General features: G+C 66.0%; 18 protein-coding genes and 2 pseudogenes. 12 read left to right on the top strand and 8 right to left on the bottom strand.

Features of this window, described 5'->3' with window-relative positions:
• The first annotated feature begins 101 nt into the window (after window positions 1-101).
• Both NJH59_RS01055 and mutM read left to right on the top strand, forming a co-directional pair.
• Window positions 102-968, top strand: coding sequence for an HDOD domain-containing protein (locus NJH59_RS01055; RefSeq protein ID WP_043859998.1), 867 nt, complete (start codon window positions 102-104; stop codon window positions 966-968).
• 3 nt (window positions 969-971) lie between these two features.
• On the top strand, window positions 972-1,784 hold the full coding sequence (gene mutM / locus NJH59_RS01050; protein ID WP_058541780.1) for a bifunctional DNA-formamidopyrimidine glycosylase/DNA-(apurinic or apyrimidinic site) lyase: 813 nt from the start codon (window positions 972-974) through the stop codon (window positions 1,782-1,784).
• A gap of 9 nt (window positions 1,785-1,793) precedes the next feature.
• On the opposite strand, the gene NJH59_RS01045 is transcribed toward mutM, so the two are convergent.
• The 3 genes from NJH59_RS01045 to NJH59_RS01035 all read right to left on the bottom strand — a co-directional run bounded on the left by NJH59_RS01045 (window position 1,794) and on the right by NJH59_RS01035 (window position 4,265).
• A complete protein-coding gene (locus tag NJH59_RS01045) occupies window positions 1,794-2,045 on the bottom strand; it encodes a YfhL family 4Fe-4S dicluster ferredoxin (protein WP_011531711.1) in 252 nt (83 codons plus the stop codon).
• A 109-nt stretch (window positions 2,046-2,154) separates the two neighbouring features.
• Entirely contained in the window at window positions 2,155-2,634 is a 480-nt protein-coding gene (gene coaD / locus NJH59_RS01040; RefSeq protein ID WP_043859996.1) for a pantetheine-phosphate adenylyltransferase, read from the bottom strand.
• A gap of 239 nt (window positions 2,635-2,873) precedes the next feature.
• Window positions 2,874-4,265, bottom strand: a complete 1,392-nt coding sequence (locus tag NJH59_RS01035) for a coniferyl aldehyde dehydrogenase (protein WP_058541781.1) — start codon at window positions 4,263-4,265, stop codon at window positions 2,874-2,876.
• 124 nt (window positions 4,266-4,389) lie between these two features.
• Here NJH59_RS01035 and NJH59_RS01030 point away from each other — a divergent pair, with 124 nt between their 5' ends.
• Window positions 4,390-5,055, top strand: coding sequence for a TetR/AcrR family transcriptional regulator (locus NJH59_RS01030; protein ID WP_043859994.1), 666 nt, complete (start codon window positions 4,390-4,392; stop codon window positions 5,053-5,055).
• A 36-nt stretch (window positions 5,056-5,091) separates the two neighbouring features.
• The gene (locus NJH59_RS01025; protein WP_253086240.1) at window positions 5,092-5,946 is read left to right on the top strand and encodes a sulfurtransferase; all 855 of its coding nucleotides are present in this window, start codon (window positions 5,092-5,094) and stop codon (window positions 5,944-5,946) included.
• Here NJH59_RS01025 and NJH59_RS01020 read toward each other — a convergent pair whose 3' ends face one another.
• The 4 genes and pseudogenes from NJH59_RS01020 to NJH59_RS01005 form a co-directional block, all read right to left on the bottom strand.
• Window positions 5,947-6,942, bottom strand: coding sequence for a hydrolase (locus NJH59_RS01020; protein WP_043859993.1), 996 nt, complete (start codon window positions 6,940-6,942; stop codon window positions 5,947-5,949).
• A 304-nt stretch (window positions 6,943-7,246) separates the two neighbouring features.
• Window positions 7,247-7,843: a 16S rRNA (guanine(966)-N(2))-methyltransferase RsmD gene (gene rsmD / locus NJH59_RS01015; protein ID WP_043859992.1), complete on the bottom strand. Its 597-nt coding sequence runs from the start codon at window positions 7,841-7,843 to the stop codon at window positions 7,247-7,249.
• Window positions 7,843-9,192 (bottom strand): annotated as a pseudogene (locus NJH59_RS01010) (M16 family metallopeptidase); the annotation flags it as partial. The pseudogene NJH59_RS01010 and the gene rsmD, both read right to left, overlap by 1 nt.
• A 121-nt stretch (window positions 9,193-9,313) precedes the next feature.
• On the bottom strand, window positions 9,314-10,669 hold the full coding sequence (locus NJH59_RS01005) for a pitrilysin family protein (protein ID WP_043859990.1): 1,356 nt from the start codon (window positions 10,667-10,669) through the stop codon (window positions 9,314-9,316).
• A gap of 229 nt (window positions 10,670-10,898) precedes the next feature.
• On the opposite strand from NJH59_RS01005, the gene ftsY reads away from it, so the two are divergent.
• The 4 genes from ftsY to rpoH all read left to right on the top strand — a co-directional run bounded on the left by ftsY (window position 10,899) and on the right by rpoH (window position 15,060).
• Entirely contained in the window at window positions 10,899-12,398 is a 1,500-nt protein-coding gene (ftsY, locus tag NJH59_RS01000) for a signal recognition particle-docking protein FtsY (protein ID WP_123753417.1), read from the top strand.
• Window positions 12,395-13,066 carry a cell division ATP-binding protein FtsE gene (gene ftsE / locus NJH59_RS00995; RefSeq protein ID WP_043860122.1) on the top strand — a complete coding sequence of 224 codons (672 nt, stop codon included), beginning with the start codon at window positions 12,395-12,397 and terminating at the stop codon, window positions 13,064-13,066. The genes ftsY and ftsE overlap by 4 nt, the downstream gene beginning before the upstream one ends.
• Window positions 13,063-14,094, top strand: coding sequence for a permease-like cell division protein FtsX (ftsX, locus tag NJH59_RS00990; protein WP_043860123.1), 1,032 nt, complete (start codon window positions 13,063-13,065; stop codon window positions 14,092-14,094). The genes ftsE and ftsX overlap by 4 nt, the downstream gene beginning before the upstream one ends.
• A gap of 111 nt (window positions 14,095-14,205) precedes the next feature.
• Window positions 14,206-15,060: an RNA polymerase sigma factor RpoH gene (rpoH, locus tag NJH59_RS00985; RefSeq protein ID WP_043860124.1), complete on the top strand. Its 855-nt coding sequence runs from the start codon at window positions 14,206-14,208 to the stop codon at window positions 15,058-15,060.
• A 95-nt stretch (window positions 15,061-15,155) separates the two neighbouring features.
• On the opposite strand, the pseudogene mtgA reads toward rpoH, so the two are convergent.
• Window positions 15,156-15,913 (bottom strand): annotated as a pseudogene (gene mtgA / locus NJH59_RS00980) (monofunctional biosynthetic peptidoglycan transglycosylase).
• A 34-nt stretch (window positions 15,914-15,947) separates the two neighbouring features.
• Between mtgA and NJH59_RS00975 the strand changes: the two are divergent.
• From NJH59_RS00975 to trmB, 4 genes are all read left to right on the top strand, one after another.
• A complete protein-coding gene (locus NJH59_RS00975; protein ID WP_043860126.1) occupies window positions 15,948-16,319 on the top strand; it encodes a DUF423 domain-containing protein in 372 nt (123 codons plus the stop codon).
• A 101-nt stretch (window positions 16,320-16,420) separates the two neighbouring features.
• Window positions 16,421-16,621 carry a sulfur carrier protein ThiS gene (gene thiS, locus NJH59_RS00970; protein ID WP_043860147.1) on the top strand — a complete coding sequence of 67 codons (201 nt, stop codon included), beginning with the start codon at window positions 16,421-16,423 and terminating at the stop codon, window positions 16,619-16,621.
• A 48-nt stretch (window positions 16,622-16,669) separates the two neighbouring features.
• The gene (locus NJH59_RS00965) at window positions 16,670-17,464 is read left to right on the top strand and encodes a thiazole synthase (RefSeq protein ID WP_043860127.1); all 795 of its coding nucleotides are present in this window, start codon (window positions 16,670-16,672) and stop codon (window positions 17,462-17,464) included.
• A 9-nt stretch (window positions 17,465-17,473) separates the two neighbouring features.
• Window positions 17,474-18,196, top strand: a complete 723-nt coding sequence (gene trmB / locus NJH59_RS00960) for a tRNA (guanosine(46)-N7)-methyltransferase TrmB (protein WP_043860128.1) — start codon at window positions 17,474-17,476, stop codon at window positions 18,194-18,196.
• The last annotated feature ends 46 nt before the right edge of the window (window positions 18,197-18,242 follow it).

The following is an 18,242-nucleotide window of genomic DNA, read 5'->3' as shown; positions in this document are numbered from 1 at the left end:
GGCAGCCCTGGGGCAGGCAAAGTTCCTTCTGAATCCATCAGCGGGTGTTTCCCGGCCCGCCTGCAGGGTTAGAATCGCCCTTCAGCCCCGAGTGTGTATCTATGTCCCAGGAACTTACCGCCGAACAGATCCAGCAAGCCCTGCAGGGCATCAGCGTACCGCCCCAGCCGCAGATCATGGTCGACCTGCAGTTCGAGCAGTACATGCCCGACCCGGACCTGGAGACCATCGCCAAGCTGATCTCCCAGGACCCGGGCCTTTCCGGCGCACTGCTCAAGCTGGTCAATTCGCCGTATTACGGGCTGACCAACAAGATCGCCTCGATCCAGCGCGCGGTGAACCTGCTGGGCAGCCGCTCGATCATCAACCTGATCAACGCGCAGTCGATCAAGGGCGAGATGAGCGACGACACCATCGTCACCCTCAACCGCTTCTGGGATACCGCCCAGGACGTGGCCATGACCTGTCTGACCCTGGCCAAGCGCATCGGCTCGCAGGCGGTGGACGAAGCCTATGCCCTGGGGCTGTTCCACGATTGCGGCGTGCCGCTGATGCACAAGCGCTTCCCCGACTACATGCATACCCTGGAGCAGGCCTACGCCGAGGCCGGCCCCGACAAGCGCGTGGTCGACACCGAGAACCGCACGTTCAACACCAACCACGCCGTGGTCGGCTACTACACGGCCAAGTCGTGGCGCCTGCCCGAGCACGTGAGTGCCGCCATCGCCAACCACCACAATGCCCTGGCGGTGTTCAGCGACGACTCGGCGCGCAACACCCAGCTCAAGAACCTGCTGGCCATTCTGAAGATGGCCGAGCACATCTGCAGCTCGTACCGGGTGCTGGGCAACCAGAGCGTGGACCACGAATGGAACACCGTCGGGCACCTGGTGCTCGACTACGTGGGCCTGTCGGAGTACGACTTCGAGAACCTCAAGCAGACCATCCGCGAAATGGGTGCGCACTGACCCATGCCCGAGCTACCTGAAGTCGAGACCACCCGCCGCGGCATTGCGCCGTACCTTGAAGGGCAGCGTGTCAGCCGTGTGGTGGTGCGTGAGCGGCGCCTGCGCTGGCCGATACCCGAAGACCTCGACGTACGCCTGTCGGGGCAGCGCTTCGTGTCGGTGGAACGGCGTGCCAAGTACCTGCTGCTCAACGCCGAGGTGGGCACGCTGATCAGCCACCTGGGCATGTCGGGCAACCTGCGGCTGGTGGAGATCGGCCTGCCGGCGGCCAAGCACGAGCATGTGGACATCGAGCTGGAGTCGGGGCTGGCGCTGCGCTACACCGACCCGCGCCGGTTTGGCGCGATGCTCTGGGCCCCCGACCCGTTGCAGCACGAGCTGCTGCTGCGCCTGGGCCCGGAGCCGCTGACCGACCTGTTCGATGGCGAGCGGCTGTTCCAGCTGTCGCGCGGGCGCTCGATGGCGGTCAAGCCGTTCATCATGGACAACGCGGTGGTGGTGGGGGTGGGCAACATCTATGCGACCGAGGCGCTGTTCGCGGCGGGCATCGACCCGCGGCGCCCGGCCGGGGGCATTTCGCGGGCGCGCTACCTACGCCTGGCCATCGAGATCAAGCGCATCCTGGCCGCCGCCATCGAGCGTGGCGGCACCACCCTGCGCGACTTCATCGGCGGCGACGGCCAGCCGGGCTACTTCCAGCAGGAACTGTTCGTGTACGGGCGCGGGGAAGAACCGTGCAAGGTGTGCGGCACGGTGCTGCGCAACGTGACCCTGGGCCAGCGCGCCAGCGTGTTCTGCCCGCGCTGCCAGACCTAGCGGCCTGTATCAGGCCTTGCCGGTGATCCTGCGGTACTTGGCCATCAGCTCGTCTTCGGTTTCCGGGTGCGCTTCATCCAGCGGGATGCAGTCGACCGGGCAGACCTGCTGGCACTGCGGTTCGTCGTAATGGCCAACGCACTGGGTGCACAGGTTGGGGTCGATCACGTAGATCTCTTCGCCCTGGGAGATGGCGGCGTTCGGGCACTCGGGTTCGCAGACGTCGCAATTGATGCAATCGTCGGTGATGATCAGGGACATGGGGACTCCGGCCGGGGCGTCAGGCCCGGGCATATGAAAACCAATGGGCACAATTGTGCCGCATTAACGCCCGCAGTGCACGCGGGCGCGGTTTTCGATGCGGGCGCGGTTACTTCTTGAAGCGCTCGGTGAGTGCGTCAGCCACTACCGGGTGCACGAACTTGGTGATATCGCCGCCCAGCGCCGCGATTTCGCGCACCAGCGTCGAGGATATGAACGAATAGCGCTCGGACGGCGTCAGGAACAGGCTTTCGACGTCGGGCGCCAGTTGCCGGTTCATGTTCGCCAGCTGGAACTCGTACTCGAAGTCCGAAACCGCGCGCAGGCCGCGCAGGAATACATTGGCCTGCTGCTCCTTGGCGAAATGCGCCAGCAGCGTGGAGAAGCCGATGACCTGCACGTTGGGCAGGTGCTTGGTGACCTCACGCGCCAGCTCTACCCGTTGTTCCAGGGGGAACAGCGGGTTCTTCTTGGGGCTGGCGGCGACCGCGATGATCACCTCGTCGAACAGCCGGGAGGCCCGCTCGACCAGATCGCCATGGCCTTTGGTAATAGGGTCGAATGTACCTGGGTACAACACTCGGTTCATCGCGTCGTCCTGGCAGGAGTGCGTTTGGGAGTCGGATGGTATCGCAGCAGCTGCGGTCGGCCAAGTCGCCATCGCCGGCTCAAGGCACTATAGACAGGCGTGATAATGCTTGTCACCCGCTGCAGGCCGAGTGTCTGGTGCCTTGAAAGTATCGACCCCATCGCGGGTCAGGCCCGCTCCCCCAGGCTATGCATCTCTTTGTGGGAGCGGGCCTGACCCGCGATGGAGTCGCTGCAACGTCAGCGAATGAACAGACGATAGACCCACCGCTGCAGCGCCTTCCCATACGGCGGATAGATCAGCCGCGCCGCATTCACCCGCGACTTGGCGAACACCGCCCGGGCATGACTGAAGGTCTTGAAGCCCTCGTGCCCATGGTAGTTGCCCATCCCCGACGGCCCGACCCCGCCAAACGGCAGGTCGTCCTGGGCCACGTGCAGCAGGGTGTCGTTCAGGCACACGCCGCCGGAATGGGTCTGCTCCAGCACCCGCCGCTGCTCGGCACGGTCGTGGCCGAAGTAGTACAGCGCCAGCGGGCGCGGGCGCTGGTTCACATAGGCCAGCGCCTCGGCCAGGCTGTCATAGGGCACCACCGGCAGCAGCGGGCCGAAGATCTCGTCCTGCATCACCTGCATGCTGTCATCGACCTGCAGCAGCACCTGCGGCGGCAGGCGCCGACCTTCGCGGGCTTCGCCGGGGTACAGGTCGAGCACGCTGGCGCCCTTGTCGCGGGCATCGCGCAAATAGCCTTCCAGGCGCGCCAGGTGGCGCACATTGATGATCGCGCTGTAGTCCGGGTTGTTTCGCACCTGTGGATAAAACCGCAGCACTGCCTCGCGATAGGCCTGCACGAAGCCCTCCAGGCGCTCGCGCGGGACCAGCGCGTAGTCCGGGGCAACGCAGGTCTGCCCGGCGTTGAGGGTCTTGCCGAAGGCGATGCGCTCGGCCGCCTGGGCCAGCGGTACACTGGCCGACACGATGGCTGGCGACTTGCCGCCCAGCTCCAGGGTCACCGGGGTCAGGTTGGTGGCTGCCGCCGCCATCACCTGGCGGCCGATGCTGGTGGCGCCGGTGAACAGCAGGTGATCGAACGGCAGGCGCGAGAAGGCCTCGCCCACGCCAGCATCGCCCAGCACCACGCTGACCAGGTCGTCGGGAAACACTTCGCCCAGCAGGCGCTGAAGCAGCGCCGCGGTGGCCGGGGTGGCTTCGCTGAGCTTGAGCATCACCCGGTTGCCCGCTGCCAGCGCCGCGGTGAGCGGGCCGATGGCCAGAAACAGCGGGTAGTTCCATGGCACGATGATGCCCACCACGCCCAGCGGCTGGTACAGCACCCGCGCGCTGGCCGGCTGGAACGCCAGGCCCACCGTGCGCCGCACCGGCTTCATCCAGCCCTTGAGGTGGCGCTCGGCGTGGCGAATGCCCTGCACGCTGGGCATCAGTTCGGCCAGCAGGGTCTCGTCGGCGCTGCGCCCGGCAAAGTCGCGGTCGATCGCCGCGACCAGGGCCGACTGGTTCGCCAGCAGCAGCCGGCGCAGGCTGGCAAGCCACTGCAGGCGCTGCGCCGCCGGCGCCATGGGCAGCCCGGCAAAGGCCCGGCGCTGCTGTTCGAACAGGGTCTGGAGGGGCATGCGGGCTCCGTGGCAGGGCAAGTGTGCCTGGAGCATATACGCCGGTTGTGCAGGTGGTACATCCCGTGGCGGATACGCCGTAAGATAAGCCTATTCCTTCAAGCTCATGCCTTTGGAGCTGACCATGGCACCGCGCATCAAGACCCGCGAGCTCATCGTGCAGAACAGCCTCGAGCTGTTCAACCAGCAGGGTGAACGCAGTGTCAGCACCAACCACATTGCTGCGCACATGGAAATCTCGCCTGGCAACCTCTATTACCACTTCGCCAACAAGCAGGCGATCATCGCCGTGCTGTTCACCCAGTACGAGGCGCTGGTGGAAGGCTTTCTGCGCCCGCCCCAGGGGCGCGCCGCCACCGTCGAGGACAAGCGCTTCTACCTCGAGGCGCTGCTGTCGGCGATGTGGAACTACCGCTTCCTGCACCGCGACCTCGAACACCTGCTCGGCCACGACCCGACCCTGGCTGCGCGCTACCGACGTTTTTCGCAGCGCTGCCTGCTGCAGGGCCAGGCCATCTACCGAGGTTTCGTCGAGGCCGACATCGTGGCCATGGACACCGTGCAGATCGAATCGCTGACCCTCAATGCCTGGATCGTGCTGACCTCCTGGGTGCGCTTTCTGTGCACCACCCGCGAGCACTCCGCGCACCTGAGCGAAGAGGCGATCAAGCGCGGCGTGTACCAGGTGCTGGTGCTGGAGCTCGGTTTCGTCACCGCCAGCGCGCGCCCTGCAGTGGATGCGCTGTGCAAGGAATTCTACGTGCCGCTGGACCAGGCACTGGAACAGTAGGCCGCCCACCCCCTTTGAATCGATATGGAGACCGACATGCCACTCGCGCAACTGATCGCACCCCAGCAACTGGCAGAGCGCCTGGGCGCTCCGAAGCTGGTGATTCTCGATTGTCGCTTTGCCCTGGAAGACATCGACTATGGCCAGCGCAGCTATGCCGAAGGGCATATCGCCGGCGCGCACTTCGCCGACCTGGAGCGTGACCTGAGCGGGCCGGTGGTCAAGGGCGTGACCGGTCGCCACCCCTTGCCCGACCCGCAGCAACTGATCCAACGGCTGCGCAGCTGGGGCATCGACAACGACAGCGACGTGGTGCTCTACGACGATGGCCCCGGGGCCTTTGCCGCGCGGGCCTGGTGGTTGCTGGCATGGCTGGGCAAGCGCGACGGGGTGGCGATCCTCGATGGCGGGCTCAAGGCCTGGCACGCGGCCGGGTTGCCGCTGAGCCTGGATGCCTGTGACAAGCGTGAAGGCAACTTCAGCGGGCAGCCCGATGCGAGCCTGGTGCTGGACGCCGCCGAGTTGGCCAATGGCCTGGGCACGCCCGACCTGACCCTGCTCGACGCCCGTGCGCTGCCGCGTTTTCGCGGCGAGGTGGAGCCCATCGACCCGGTGGCCGGGCATATCCCGGGTGCGCATTGCGCGGCCTTCACCGACAACCTGGGGCCTGATGGTCGTTTTCTGTCGCCCCAGCAGCTCAAGCAGCGCTTTGCCGCCTTGCTCGGTACGCGCCAGCCGCAGGCGCTGGTGGCCTATTGCGGCTCGGGGGTGACGGCCTGCCATAACCTGTTCGCCTTGGCCTTGGCCGGTTATCCGCTGGCACGGCTGTACGCCGGTTCGTGGAGCGAGTGGATCACCGACCCGCAGCGTCCGGTGGCCAAGGGCGACTGATCAGGCCCCGCTGGCCAGCCACTGTGGAATGCGCCGCTCCAGGTAGTAGCCGGGCTGGCGCAGGCTGCCGTCGACAAAGCCCACGTGACCGCCATGACGGTGCAGCTCCAGGGTGGTCTGGCTGGCCAGTTCGGCGGCCCCTGGCAGGCTGTGGCTGAACACGAACGGATCGTCCTGGGCATGGATGATCAGCGTGGGCGTACGGTTTTCACCCAGATAGTAGCGGCTCGACGAGCGCTGGTAGTAGTCGTGGGCGTCGCTGAAGCCGTTCAGCGGCGCGGTCACGCGGCCGTCGAAATCCCAGAAGGTGCGCAGGTTTTCCAGCGGGCCGAGGCGATCCAGGGTTGCCAGGCCCTCATGATGACCGTGGTGCTGGAAGTGGCGCTGCTTGTCCTTCACGTAGCCCAGCATGGCGCGCATGAAGTGCGCCTGGTACACCCGTGAAAACCCCAGGCCGATGCGGTCGGCGCACTGGTCCAGGCGAAACGGCACCGACACCGCCACGGCCGCCTGCAACTGGCTGGCCGTACCCGCTTCCCCCAGGTGCTTGAGCAGCACGTTGCCACCCAGCGAATAACCCACCGCGTACAGCGGTGCCTGCGGGCGCTGGGTGCGCAGGTGGGCGATGACTTCGGCCAGGTCTTCGCTGGCGCCGGAGTGGTAGCTGCGCGGCAACAGGTTCGGCTCGCCCGAGCATCCGCGCCAGTTGACCGCCACGCTGGCCCAGCCCTGCGCCGCCAGGGCGCGCTGCAGGCCGATGACGTAATGGGAGGTCGACGAGCCGGTCAGGCCGTGCAGTACCACCACCAGTGGCGTGGTGGTGGCAAGCGGGCCGTGCCAGTCCAGGTCGAGGAAATCGCCGTCGGCCAGCCACAGGCGCTCGCGCCGATGCGCCAGCGGTGGCGACTTGCGCCAGAGCGGGCCCCAGAGCGTCTGCACATGGGGGTTGCGCAGGCCGGTGGCTGGCTTGAACGGGGGTGGGGTGGCGCTGGACATCGTCGAGGTCTCTTGAGCGGGCGGCAGACCCTGTGATCAGTGTATGTGCGCAAGCGCAGGTCTGCTGCCGCCAAAGCATATTCAGCAGGCGTCACTTCGGGCAAGGGCTGTCGGTTGGCGAGGCTGAGGTCGTGGAAGGGTGTGCTGGGCGAGTGCCGGGCTGCTGAGGGTCAGCAGCCCGGCGGTGGTGCAGGCGGCACGCACAAGCCGGTTGGTGATCGGTGCCGTGCCTGGGGAGCGCCGGAGCACGATCAGGCAAAGCACCTCAGGCGGCGGCCGCAGTTTGCTGGAGGCGGGGCGACGTTCAGCCGCGCTCCCACAAGGCATAGTGCACCTGACCGGCCTTCTTTTCCCGGTGCAGACGCCAGTTGCCCGGCAGTTGCAGGGTCGACGGCGCGGTTTCGCTTTCGGTGTAGATCCACGCGTGCTCGGCCAGCCAGTGGCGCTCTTCGAGCAGTGCACAGGTGGCCGGCAGCAGGTCCTGGTGGAAGGGCGGGTCGAGGAACACCACGTCGAACGGGGCCTTGGGTTCGCCTTGCAGGTAGCGCACCACGTCGGTCTGGATCACCTGCCCGGTGGGGCAGCGCAGCAGCTCCAGGTTGTCCTTGAGGTTCTCGATGGCGGCGCGGTTGCTGTCCAGCGCCACGGCCGAGGCCGCGCCGCGCGACAGCGCTTCGAGAAACAGCGCGCCGCTGCCGGCAAAGGCGTCCAGCACGCGGGCGCCCTCGATGTGCGCGGTCAGCCAGTTGAACAGGGTTTCGCGCACCCGGTCGGGGGTAGGGCGCAGGCCCGGTGCGTCAGGAAAGCTCAGGCGGCGGCTGCGCCACTCGCCGGCGATGATGCGCAACTGGCCCTGGCCGCCGTGGGCGGCGGCCTTGGATTTGGCGGATGGACTGGCCATTAATGCTCCGGTACGCCAAGCGGCTGCTCGGCGGGTTTGTCAGTGGGCGGTGGCAGCGGCTGTTGCGCCACCTTCGGCCCGGCGGTCACGATGACCATCTTGTCGGCGGCCAGGTGCTTGTTGAGGGCAGCACGCACCTGCTCGACGGTGAGGCTCTGGGACTTCTGCATGAAGTCCTCGAGGAAATTCAGCGGCAGGTCATAGAAGCCGATGGCTCCCAGTTGGCCGACGATGCTCGCATTGCTGGCGGTGGACAGCGGGAAGCTGCCGGCCAGTTCGCGCTTGGCATCGTCCAGCTCCTGCTGGGTGGGGCCGGTCTTGAGGTAGTTGCGCAGGATGTCCTGTACCAGCTTGAGCGTGCCTTCGCTGAGTTCGGCACGGGTCTGCAGGTTGATCATGAACGGGCCACGCACCTGCATCGGGCTGAACACCGAGTACACGCCGTAGGTCAGGCCGCGCTTTTCGCGCACTTCGCTCATCAGGCGGGTGCCGAAGGCGCCGCCGCCGAGGATCGAGTTGCCCAGCGACAGGGCCGCGTAGTCCGGGTCAGCGCGGTCGATGCCCAGCTGGGCCAGCATCAGGTGGGTCTGCTTGGACGGGAAGTCGATGTGGTTGACGCCCGGCTTGGGTTCGCTCGGTTGTGCCAGCTTGGGCAGCGCCGGGCCCTTGGGCAGCGCGGCGGAGACCTGCGCGGCAATCGCCTCGGCTTCCGTGCGGCTGAGGTCGCCGACCAGTGCGATCACCACGTTGCCGGCGGCATAGGCCTTGGCATGGAAAGCGCGCAGCTGGTCCAGGGTGATCGGCGGGATGCTCCTGGCGTCGCCATCGCTGGGGTGCCCGTAGGGATGCTTGCCGTAGAGCTTCTCGAACAGCTCGATGCTGGCCAGCTTGCCGGGGTTCTGCTTCTGGTACTCGAAGCCGGCGAGCATCTGGTTCTTGATGCGCTTGAGCGCGTCTTCAGGGAAGGTCGGCTTGCCCACCACTTCGGCGAACAGCTTCAGGGCCGGCTCGCGCTTGTCCTTGGCGCTCAGGCTGCGCAGCGAGGCCACCGCCATGTCGCGGTAGGCACCGTTGCCGAAATCCGCGCCCAGGCCTTCGAAGCCGGCGGCGATGGCGCCGACGTCCTTGCCCGCCACGCCTTCGTTGAGCATGGCGTTGGTCAGGGTGGCCAGGCCCGGCAGGTTACCGTCCTGGCTGCTGCCGGCGGCGAAGGTCAGGCGCAGGTCGAACATCGGCAGTTCGTGGGCTTCGACGAACAGCACCTTGGCGCCTTCGGCGGTGTTCCAGGTCTTGATGTCGAGGTTGCGCCGGCTCGGTGCCTTGCCGTCCAGCTCGGCCAGCGATTGCAGGTTGGCGCCGGGCTTGGTGGCCGTGGTGTCGGCATGGGCGGGGCCGGCCAGGCACACGGCGCTCAGCAGCAACGCGCCGAATACGCCGCGGCCCTTCGGGGTGTGGCGTGGGGTGGTGTGCTCAGTCATGCGCCTGCTCCTCGGGCAATACATGCGCAACGCTCAGGCGTTCGCGGGTGAAATAGGTGCGGGCGGCACTCTGGATGTCGGCTGGGGTCACGCTCTTGAGCTCGTCGAGCTCCTTGTCGATGAGCTTCCACGACAGCCCGACGGTCTCCAGTTGGCCGATGGTGGTGGCCTGGCTGCTGATCGAGTCGCGGTCGTAGACCAGCCCGGCAATCACCTGGGCGCGCACGCGCTCCAGCTCTTCAGCGGTTGGCGGGGTGGTTTTCAGCTCGTCGAGCAGCTTCCAGACGCCGCTTTCGACCTCGGCCAGGGTCTTTTTCTTCTGCGTGTTAGGCACCGCGGAGAGCACGAACAGGCTGTCGCCACGGGTGAACGGGTTGTAGCTGGCCGACGCGCCGGCCACCAGTTCCTGACCGCGTTCCAGGCGGGTGGCCATGCGCGCGCTGTAGCCGCCGTCGAGCAGGGCCGCGATCAGGCGCAGGGCGTGCACGCTGCGCGGGTCCTTGGCGGTGGCCAGGCCCGGCACGTTGAAGCCGTAGATCAGGCTCGGCAGTTGGGTGCGTACATGCACGGTGAGCTGGCGCAGGCCCGGCTCGGCCAGTTCCAGCGGCAGTTTGGCAGGGGGTGTGGCGCGCTTGGGGATGGCACCGAAGTAACGCTGGGCCAGGCCCTTGACCTCGTCGGCGGTGACGTCGCCGACCACCACCAGGGTGGCGTTGTTGGGCACGTACCAGGCTTCGTACCAGTGGCGCAGCTCTTCGACCTTCATGCGTTCGAGGTCGGCCATCCAGCCGATGGTCGGGGTGTGGTAGCCGCTGGCCGGGTGGGCCATGGCGCTGAACAGCTCCATGGCCTTGGAGTTGGGCTGATCGTCGACGCGCAGGCGGCGCTCTTCCTTGATGACCTCGATTTCGCGGCTGAACTCTTCGGGCGGCAGGCGCAGGCTGCCCATGCGATCGGCTTCCAGTTCCAGGGCCACGCCCAGGCGGTCGCGGGCCAGCACCTGGTAGTAGGCGGTGTAGTCGTCGCTGGTGAAGGCGTTCTCTTCGGCGCCCAGGTCACGCAGGATGCGTGAGGCTTCGCCAGGCCCCAGCTTGTTGCTGCCCTTGAACATCATGTGTTCCAGGGCATGGGACAAGCCGGTCTGACCCGGGGTCTCGTAGCTGGAGCCGACCTTGTACCAGACCTGCGATACCACCACCGGGGCGCGATGGTCTTCACGCACGATGACCTTGAGGCCGTTGTCGAGGGTGAATTCATGGGTGGGCTGGACGTCGGCGGCAACCGCCACCAGGGGCATGACAATTGTGCTGAGCAGCAGGCCGGCGGCGCGGCGGGCTAGAGCATTCATTGATGATTCAACCTGTAGGGCTGCCCGCATGGCCTTAGCGTCGGCGGGCTAGGAGGTGCTAGGATACTGATCCGGTTGCCTGACGACCATGCCTGTCGAGATCAAGCGTTGCAGGCGTCCCGACAAAATGTTGCGCATGAACCAGTCGGCTTGACCATAGTCTGTTCTGCGTTAGAAGAATTTTGAGGCGCCACACTGGCGCATCGCTACCCTGAGATAGCCGTCTTCCATGTTTGGTTCCAACGACGACAAAAAGACCCCGGCTGCGGCCGGTGAAAAGAAAGGCCTGTTCGGCTGGCTGCGCAAAAAGCCCCAGCAACCTGTTGTCGAACAGCCCGAAACCCCAGTGCCAGAGGCGCTGGAGCCTATCGCCCCGACTTTGCCTGAGCCGGTAGCCGTCGAGCCCGCCCCGGTCGCGAGCGCGCCCGTCGCCGTCGAGGATCACCCCAGCAGCCTGGTGCTGCCGGTGCCCGAAGAGCCGGTGGCGCTGGTGGCCGACCTAGAGCCCCACGTCCCCCCGCCGATTCCCGAGCGCCCAGCCCCCGAGCCTGCCCCGCAGTACGCTGCGCCCGAGCCTGTGGTAGCGCCTGCGCCGCAGTACGCCGCGCCCGAGCCGGTGATCGAGGCTGTACCGCAGTACAGCGCGCCCGAGCCGGTGGTCGAGCCTGTACCGCAGTACAACGCACCCGAGCCGGTGGTCGAGCCGCCTGCAGTGGTGCCGCCCGCACCTGTTGCGGCCACCGAGGTCGCCCTGCCTGTTCCCGAGGCCGCCCCGTCGGTGCCTGAAACCACCACCAAGGCCGGCTTCTTCGCCCGCCTCAAGCAGGGCCTGTCCAAGACCAGCGCCAGCATTGGCGAGGGCATGGCCAGCCTGTTCCTGGGCAAGAAGGTCATCGACGACGACCTGCTCGAAGAGATCGAGACCCGCCTGCTGACCGCCGACGTCGGCGTCGAGGCCACCTCGGTGATCGTGCAGAGCCTCACCCAGAAGGTCGCACGCAAGCAGTTGGCCGATGCCGATGCCCTGTACAAGTCGCTGCAGGGCGAGCTGACCGACCTGCTCAAGCCGGTCGAACAGCCGCTGAAGGTGCATGCCGCGAACAAGCCGTTCGTGATCCTGGTGGTCGGCGTCAACGGCGCCGGCAAGACCACCACCATCGGCAAGCTGGCGAAAAAGCTCCAGCTCGAAGGCAAGAAGGTCATGCTGGCCGCCGGCGACACCTTCCGTGCTGCCGCGGTGGAGCAGCTGCAGGTATGGGGCGAGCGCAACCAGATCCCGGTGATCGCCCAGCACACCGGCGCCGACTCCGCTTCGGTGATCTTCGACGCGGTGCAGGCGGCCAAGGCGCGCAACATCGACGTGCTGATCGCCGACACCGCCGGTCGCTTGCACACCAAAGACAACCTGATGGAAGAGCTGAAGAAGGTTCGCCGCGTGATCGGCAAGCTGGACGCCGACGCGCCGCACGAGGTGCTGCTGGTGCTGGACGCCGGCACCGGGCAGAACGCCATCAACCAGGCCAAGCACTTCAACCAGAGCGTGGAGCTCACCGGCCTGGCGCTGACCAAGCTCGACGGCACCGCCAAGGGCGGGGTGATCTTCGCCCTGGCCAAGCAGTTCGGCCTGCCGATCCGCTACATTGGTGTGGGCGAAGGCATCGATGACCTGCGCACCTTCGAAGCCGAGCCCTTCGTACAAGCCTTGTTTGCCGAGCGGGAGCCTTCATGATCCGATTCGAACAGGTCGCCAAGCGTTACCCTAACGGTCACGTTGGCCTGCATGAATTGAGTTTTCGGGTGCGTCGGGGCGAGTTCCTGTTCGTCACCGGCCATTCCGGCGCGGGCAAGAGCACCTTGCTGCGCCTGCTGCTGGCCATGGAGCGTCCGACCAGCGGCAAGTTGCTGCTGGCCGGCCAGGACCTGGGTCAGATCAGCAACGCGCAGATCCCGTTCCTGCGTCGCCAGATCGGCGTGGTGTTCCAGAACCACCAGTTGCTGTTCGACCGTACCGTGTTCAACAACGTCGCCCTGCCGCTGCAGATCCTGGGCCTGTCCAAGGTCGAGGTGGCCAAGCGTGTGGACGCGGCGCTGGAGCGTGTGGCCCTGTCGGACAAGGCCCAGCTGTTCCCCGGCGACCTGTCCACCGGCCAGCAGCAACGGGTGGGCATTGCGCGTGCCATCGTGCACCGTCCGGCCCTGTTGCTGGCGGATGAACCCACCGGCAACCTCGACCCGCGCCTGGCGGCCGAGATCATGGGTGTTTTCGAAGATATCAACCGCCTGGGCACCAGCGTGCTGATCGCCAGCCACGACCTGGCGCTGATCGCGCGCATGCGCCATCGCATGCTGACCCTGCAGCGCGGCCGCTTGATCGGCGATGGGGAGGCCGGGCAATGAGTGCAACACGTAGTCCCAAGGTGTCCGAGCGGGTGGCCCCTGCGGCAGCCGAGCCAAGCCCTCAGAAACAGAAAAAGCGCCGTGATGATGACGATGACGGCCCGGATTTCAGCACGCTGCTGCACGCCTGGCTGGAAAGCCATCGTTCCAGCCTGCTCGACAGCCTGCGTCGCCTGGGCAAGCAGCCGATCGGAAGCTTCTTCACCTGCCTGGTGATGGCCGTGGCCCTGAGCCTGCCGATGGGGTTGTCGCTGCTGCTGAGCAATGTCGAGCGCCTGGGCGGCTCGTGGCAGCGTGCAGCGCAGATTTCGCTGTACCTCAAACTTGACGCCAGCGTGAGCGAAGGCGAAGCCCTGCGTACCCAGATCAAGGGCATGCCGGGGGTGGCCGATGCCGAGTATGTCAGCCGTGAACAGGCCCTCGACGAGTTCCAGCAGCAGTCCGGGCTGGGCGAGGCCTTGCGCGAGCTGCCGGAGAACCCCTTGCCTGGCGTGGTCGTGGTGACCCCGGCCGAAGTCGACAAGCCAGCGCTGGAGGCCCTGCGCCAACGCCTGGCCGAACTGCCCAAGGTGGAACTGGCCCAGCTCGACCTGGTGTGGGTGGAGCGGCTGGCGGCGATCCTCAAGCTGGGTGATCGCTTTGTCTTCGGCCTGACCGTGCTGCTGGTGTCGGCGCTGCTGCTGGTCATCGGCAACACCATTCGCCTGCATATCGAGAACCGCCGTACCGAAATCGAGGTCATCAAGCTGGTGGGCGGTACCGATGCCTACGTGCGCCGGCCGTTCCTGTACATGGGCGCGCTGTATGGCCTGGGGGCAGGCGTACTGTCCTGGGGGGTACTGGCGTTCGGCCTCAACTGGCTGGATGACGCGGTCGTCGGGCTGTCGGGTCTGTACGGCAGCGATTTCTCACTGGCGGGGGTGCCGCCTGCCGATGGTCTGTCGCTCTTGCTTGGGGCGGTGCTGTTAGGGTATATCGGTGCTTGGATTGCGGTCGCTCGGCATCTGCGTGAGCTTGCACCGCGATAGTGTCTTCCAGCTGTCATTGACTATCGTGTATTTCGGGAACTTGTTTCGCGGTTCCCGGTCAATGGTGGCAGTGCCTGATGGCACAATTCAGTGAGTCGGAGGTTTTTTCGTATGACCACTTCGTTGCAACCTGCCTATGCCTTGGTCCCGGGTGCGAACCTGGAGGCCTATGTGCACACGGTCAACAGCATTCCATTGCTGACGCCCGAGCAGGAGCGTGAACTGGCCGAGAGTCTCTACTATGAGCAGGATTTGGGGGCGGCTCGGCAGATGGTGCTCGCCCACCTGCGTTTTGTCGTACATATCGCGCGTAGCTATTCGGGCTACGGGCTGGCCCAGGCCGACCTGATTCAGGAAGGCAACGTTGGCCTGATGAAAGCGGTCAAGCGTTTCAACCCCGAGATGGGTGTGCGCCTGGTGTCCTTTGCCGTGCACTGGATCAAGGCCGAAATTCACGAATTCATCCTGCGCAACTGGCGCATCGTCAAGGTCGCGACCACCAAGGCGCAGCGCAAGCTGTTCTTCAACCTGCGCAGCCAGAAGAAGCGTCTGGCCTGGCTGAACAACGATGAAGTGCATCGTGTGGCCGAAAGCCTCGGGGTGGAGCCGCGTGAAGTGCGCGAGATGGAAAGCCGCCTGACCGGTCAGGACATGGCCTTCGACCCGGCCAGCGAGGCGGACGACGACAGCGCGTTCCAGTCGCCGGCCAACTACCTCGAAGATCACCGTTACGACCCGGCGCGTCAGCTGGAGGATGCGGACTGGAGCGACAGCTCCTCGAACAACCTGCACGAGGCGCTGCAAGGCCTGGACGACCGTAGCCGCGACATCCTGTACCAGCGCTGGCTGGCCGAAGAGAAGGCCACCCTGCATGACCTGGCGGCCAAGTACAGCGTGTCGGCCGAGCGTATCCGGCAGCTGGAGAAGAATGCGATGAACAAGGTGAAAGCCCTGATCGCTGCCTGATCTGCGGGACCCTGAGGGCCCCTTCACCGGCAAGGCCGGCTCCTACAAAAATCCCTGTAGGAGCCGGCCTTGCCGGCGAAGGGGCCCTCTTTGTTTCAGTTGGCCCAGGGCGCCTTGCGCGGCTCATCCAGTTGCACCAGGTAGCCGCTGCCGCCCAGCTGGCTCATCTGCTGACGAATCCACGCCGCCCGTCGCGCCACATAGCTGCTGGGCCGGCTTGCGCTCCAGTTGCGCGGGCTGGGCAGCACCGCCGCCAACAGGCTGGCCTGCTGGCGCGTCAGCTTGCTCGCATCGGTACCGAAGTGATGGCGCGCCGCTGCCTGGGCGCCGAACACGCCGTCATCCCACTCGGCGCTGTTGAGGTACACCTCCAGAATGCGCTCCTTGGACCACAGCAGCTCGATCAGTGCGGTAAACCATGCCTCCAGCCCTTTGCGCAGCCAACTGCGGCCGGCCCACAGGAACTGGTTCTTGGCCACCTGCTGACTCAGTGTGCTGGCGCCGCGAAGCGTGCCGCCACGCTCGTTGTGCGCCAGCGCGGCCTGGATGGCATTGAAGTCGAAACCCCAGTGCCCGGCGAACTTCTGGTCCTCGCCGGCAATCACCGCCACCTTCAGTTCATCGGAAATCTCGCCCCATGGGCGCCAGTCGCGTTGCAGGTCGATGGGCTGGCCGTCGACCCACGATTCCACCTTGCGCTCGACCATCAGCATGGTGCCCGGCGGCGGTACCCAGCGAAACAGCAGCACCAGCAACACGCTGGCAACGGCGAACCAGAGCAGGGCGCGGGTGAGGCGGCGGATCAGGGATGAAAGCATAGAGATGGCTTGGCCGAACCGAATGAGCGGGCCATTATACAGACCCTGTGCCCCCAAGGAGTCTTGCGCATGCTTCGCAGCTTTCTGTTGCTCGCCGCCTTTTTCGGCTTTACCGGCGTGGCCCTCGGTGCCTTCGCCGCCCATGGCCTCAAGGGCCGCCTGAGCCAGGAGTACCTGGCGATCTTCCATACCGGCGTCACCTACCAGCTGGTGCACGCCCTGGCCCTGCTGGGCGTGGCAGTGCTCTGGGCGCACCTGCCCGGGCGACTCACGGCCTGGGCCGGTGGTCTGTTCTGCCTGGGCATCGTGCTGTTTTCCGGTAGCCTGTACCTGTTGACCCTGAGTGGCATCGGCAAGCTCGGCATCATCACCCCTTTTGGCGGCCTGGCCTTCCTCGGCGGCTGGCTGTGCCTGGGCCTGGCGGCCTGGCGCCTGGGTTGACCCGCGGGTCCGGATCGAGACGAATGGCGCCGCTTGGCCTTGGGTTCAGCCCCGGATAGGGGCTAGAATGCGGGCCCCTAAAAACAATGGCGGCCGTGCGCATGCGCATTCAACTGAACGGTGAACCTTTCGAATTGCCCGACGGCGAAAGCGTCGCGGCCCTGCTGACCCGGCTCGACCTCGCAGGTCGCCGGGTGGCGGTGGAGCTGAACCTGGACATCGTGCCGCGCAGCCAGCACGACGCCACCGCCCTGCGCGAAGGCGACCAGGTCGAGGTGGTTCACGCCATCGGCGGCGGCTAGGCCCACGCGCTTCACCTGCAAGTCCCTCAACCTTCAAGAGGATTACCGATGAGCAATGTTCGTAGCGACAAGCCCTTCACGCTGGCCGGTCGTACCTTCCAGTCGCGCCTGCTGGTCGGTACCGGCAAGTACCGCGACATGGAAGAAACCCGCCTGGCCATCGAGGCCTCGGGTGCCGAGATCGTCACCGTCGCCGTGCGCCGCACCAACCTGGGCCAGAACCCGGGCGAGCCGAACCTGCTCGACGTGCTGCCACCGGACCGCTACACCATCCTGCCGAACACCGCCGGCTGCTACGACGCGGTCGAGGCCGTGCGCACCTGCCGCCTGGCCCGCGAACTGCTCGACGGGCACAACCTGGTCAAGCTCGAAGTGCTGGCCGACCAGAAGACGCTGTTCCCCAACGTGATCGAAACCATCAAGGCCGCCGAAGTGCTGGTCAAGGACGGTTTCGACGTGATGGTCTACACCAGCGACGACCCGATCATCGCGCGTCAGCTGGCCGAAATCGGCTGCATCGCGGTCATGCCGCTGGCAGGCCTGATCGGTACGGGCCTGGGCATCTGCAACCCGTACAACCTGCGCATCATTCTCGAGGAATCGAAAGTGCCGGTGCTGGTCGATGCCGGTGTGGGTACCGCGTCGGACGCCACCATTGCCATGGAAATGGGCTGCGAGGCAGTGCTGATGAATTCCGCCATCGCCCATGCCGAACAACCGGTGATGATGGCCGAAGCCATGAAGCACGCCATCGTGGCAGGCCGCCTGGCCTACCTGGCCGGCCGCATGCCGAAAAAACTCTATGCCAGCGCCTCGTCGCCGCTGGATGGTCTGATCAAGTAAGAGCCCCTGATGACTGAATCGCAAGAATCGCCGATCACCGCCGAAGGCGAAGAACGCCAACACCGCCGCATCAAGAGTTTCGTGATGCGTGCCGGGCGCATGACCGAAGGCCAGCAGCGCGGCCTGGACCAGGGCGCGCCGCTGTTCGTGCTGCCACTGGCCGACAGCCCGGTGGATTACGACCAGGTGTTCGGCCGTTCGGCGCCGCGCACCCTGGAGATCGGCTTCGGCATGGGCCATTCCCTGCTGGAGATGGCTGCCGCCGCGCCCGAGCAGGACTTCATCGGTGTCGAAGTGCACCGCCCGGGCGTGGGCGCGCTGCTCAATGGCGTGCTGACCCAGGGCCTGCAGAACCTGCGGGTGTATGACTGCGATGCCATCGAAGTGCTGAACAAGTGCGTGGCCGACAACAGCCTGGACCGCCTGATGCTGTTCTTCCCGGACCCGTGGCACAAGAGCCGTCACCACAAGCGTCGCATCGTGCAGCCGGAATTTGCCGAGCTGGTGCGCAGCAAGCTGAAGGTGGGCGGCGTGTTCCACATGGCGACCGACTGGGAACCGTACGCCGAGTACATGCTGGAAGTGATGAATGTCGCGCCGGGGTACAGGAACCTGGCCGAAGACGGCAAGTGCGTACCTCGCCCTGCCGAGCGTCCGATCACCAAGTTCGAACGCCGTGGCGAGCGCCTGGGGCATGGGGTGTGGGATCTGAAGTTCGAGAAGCTGGCTTAAGACCGCATCACGGCCATTCGCCGGCAAGGCCGGCTCCTACAGATTC

The organism is Pseudomonas sp. VE 267-6A (assembly GCF_024126555.1).
GTDB lineage: Bacteria > Pseudomonadota > Gammaproteobacteria > Pseudomonadales > Pseudomonadaceae > Aquipseudomonas > Aquipseudomonas palmensis.
Note: the sequence above shows the minus strand (reverse complement) of the source record. Positions and strands in the feature narration are given on the sequence as shown.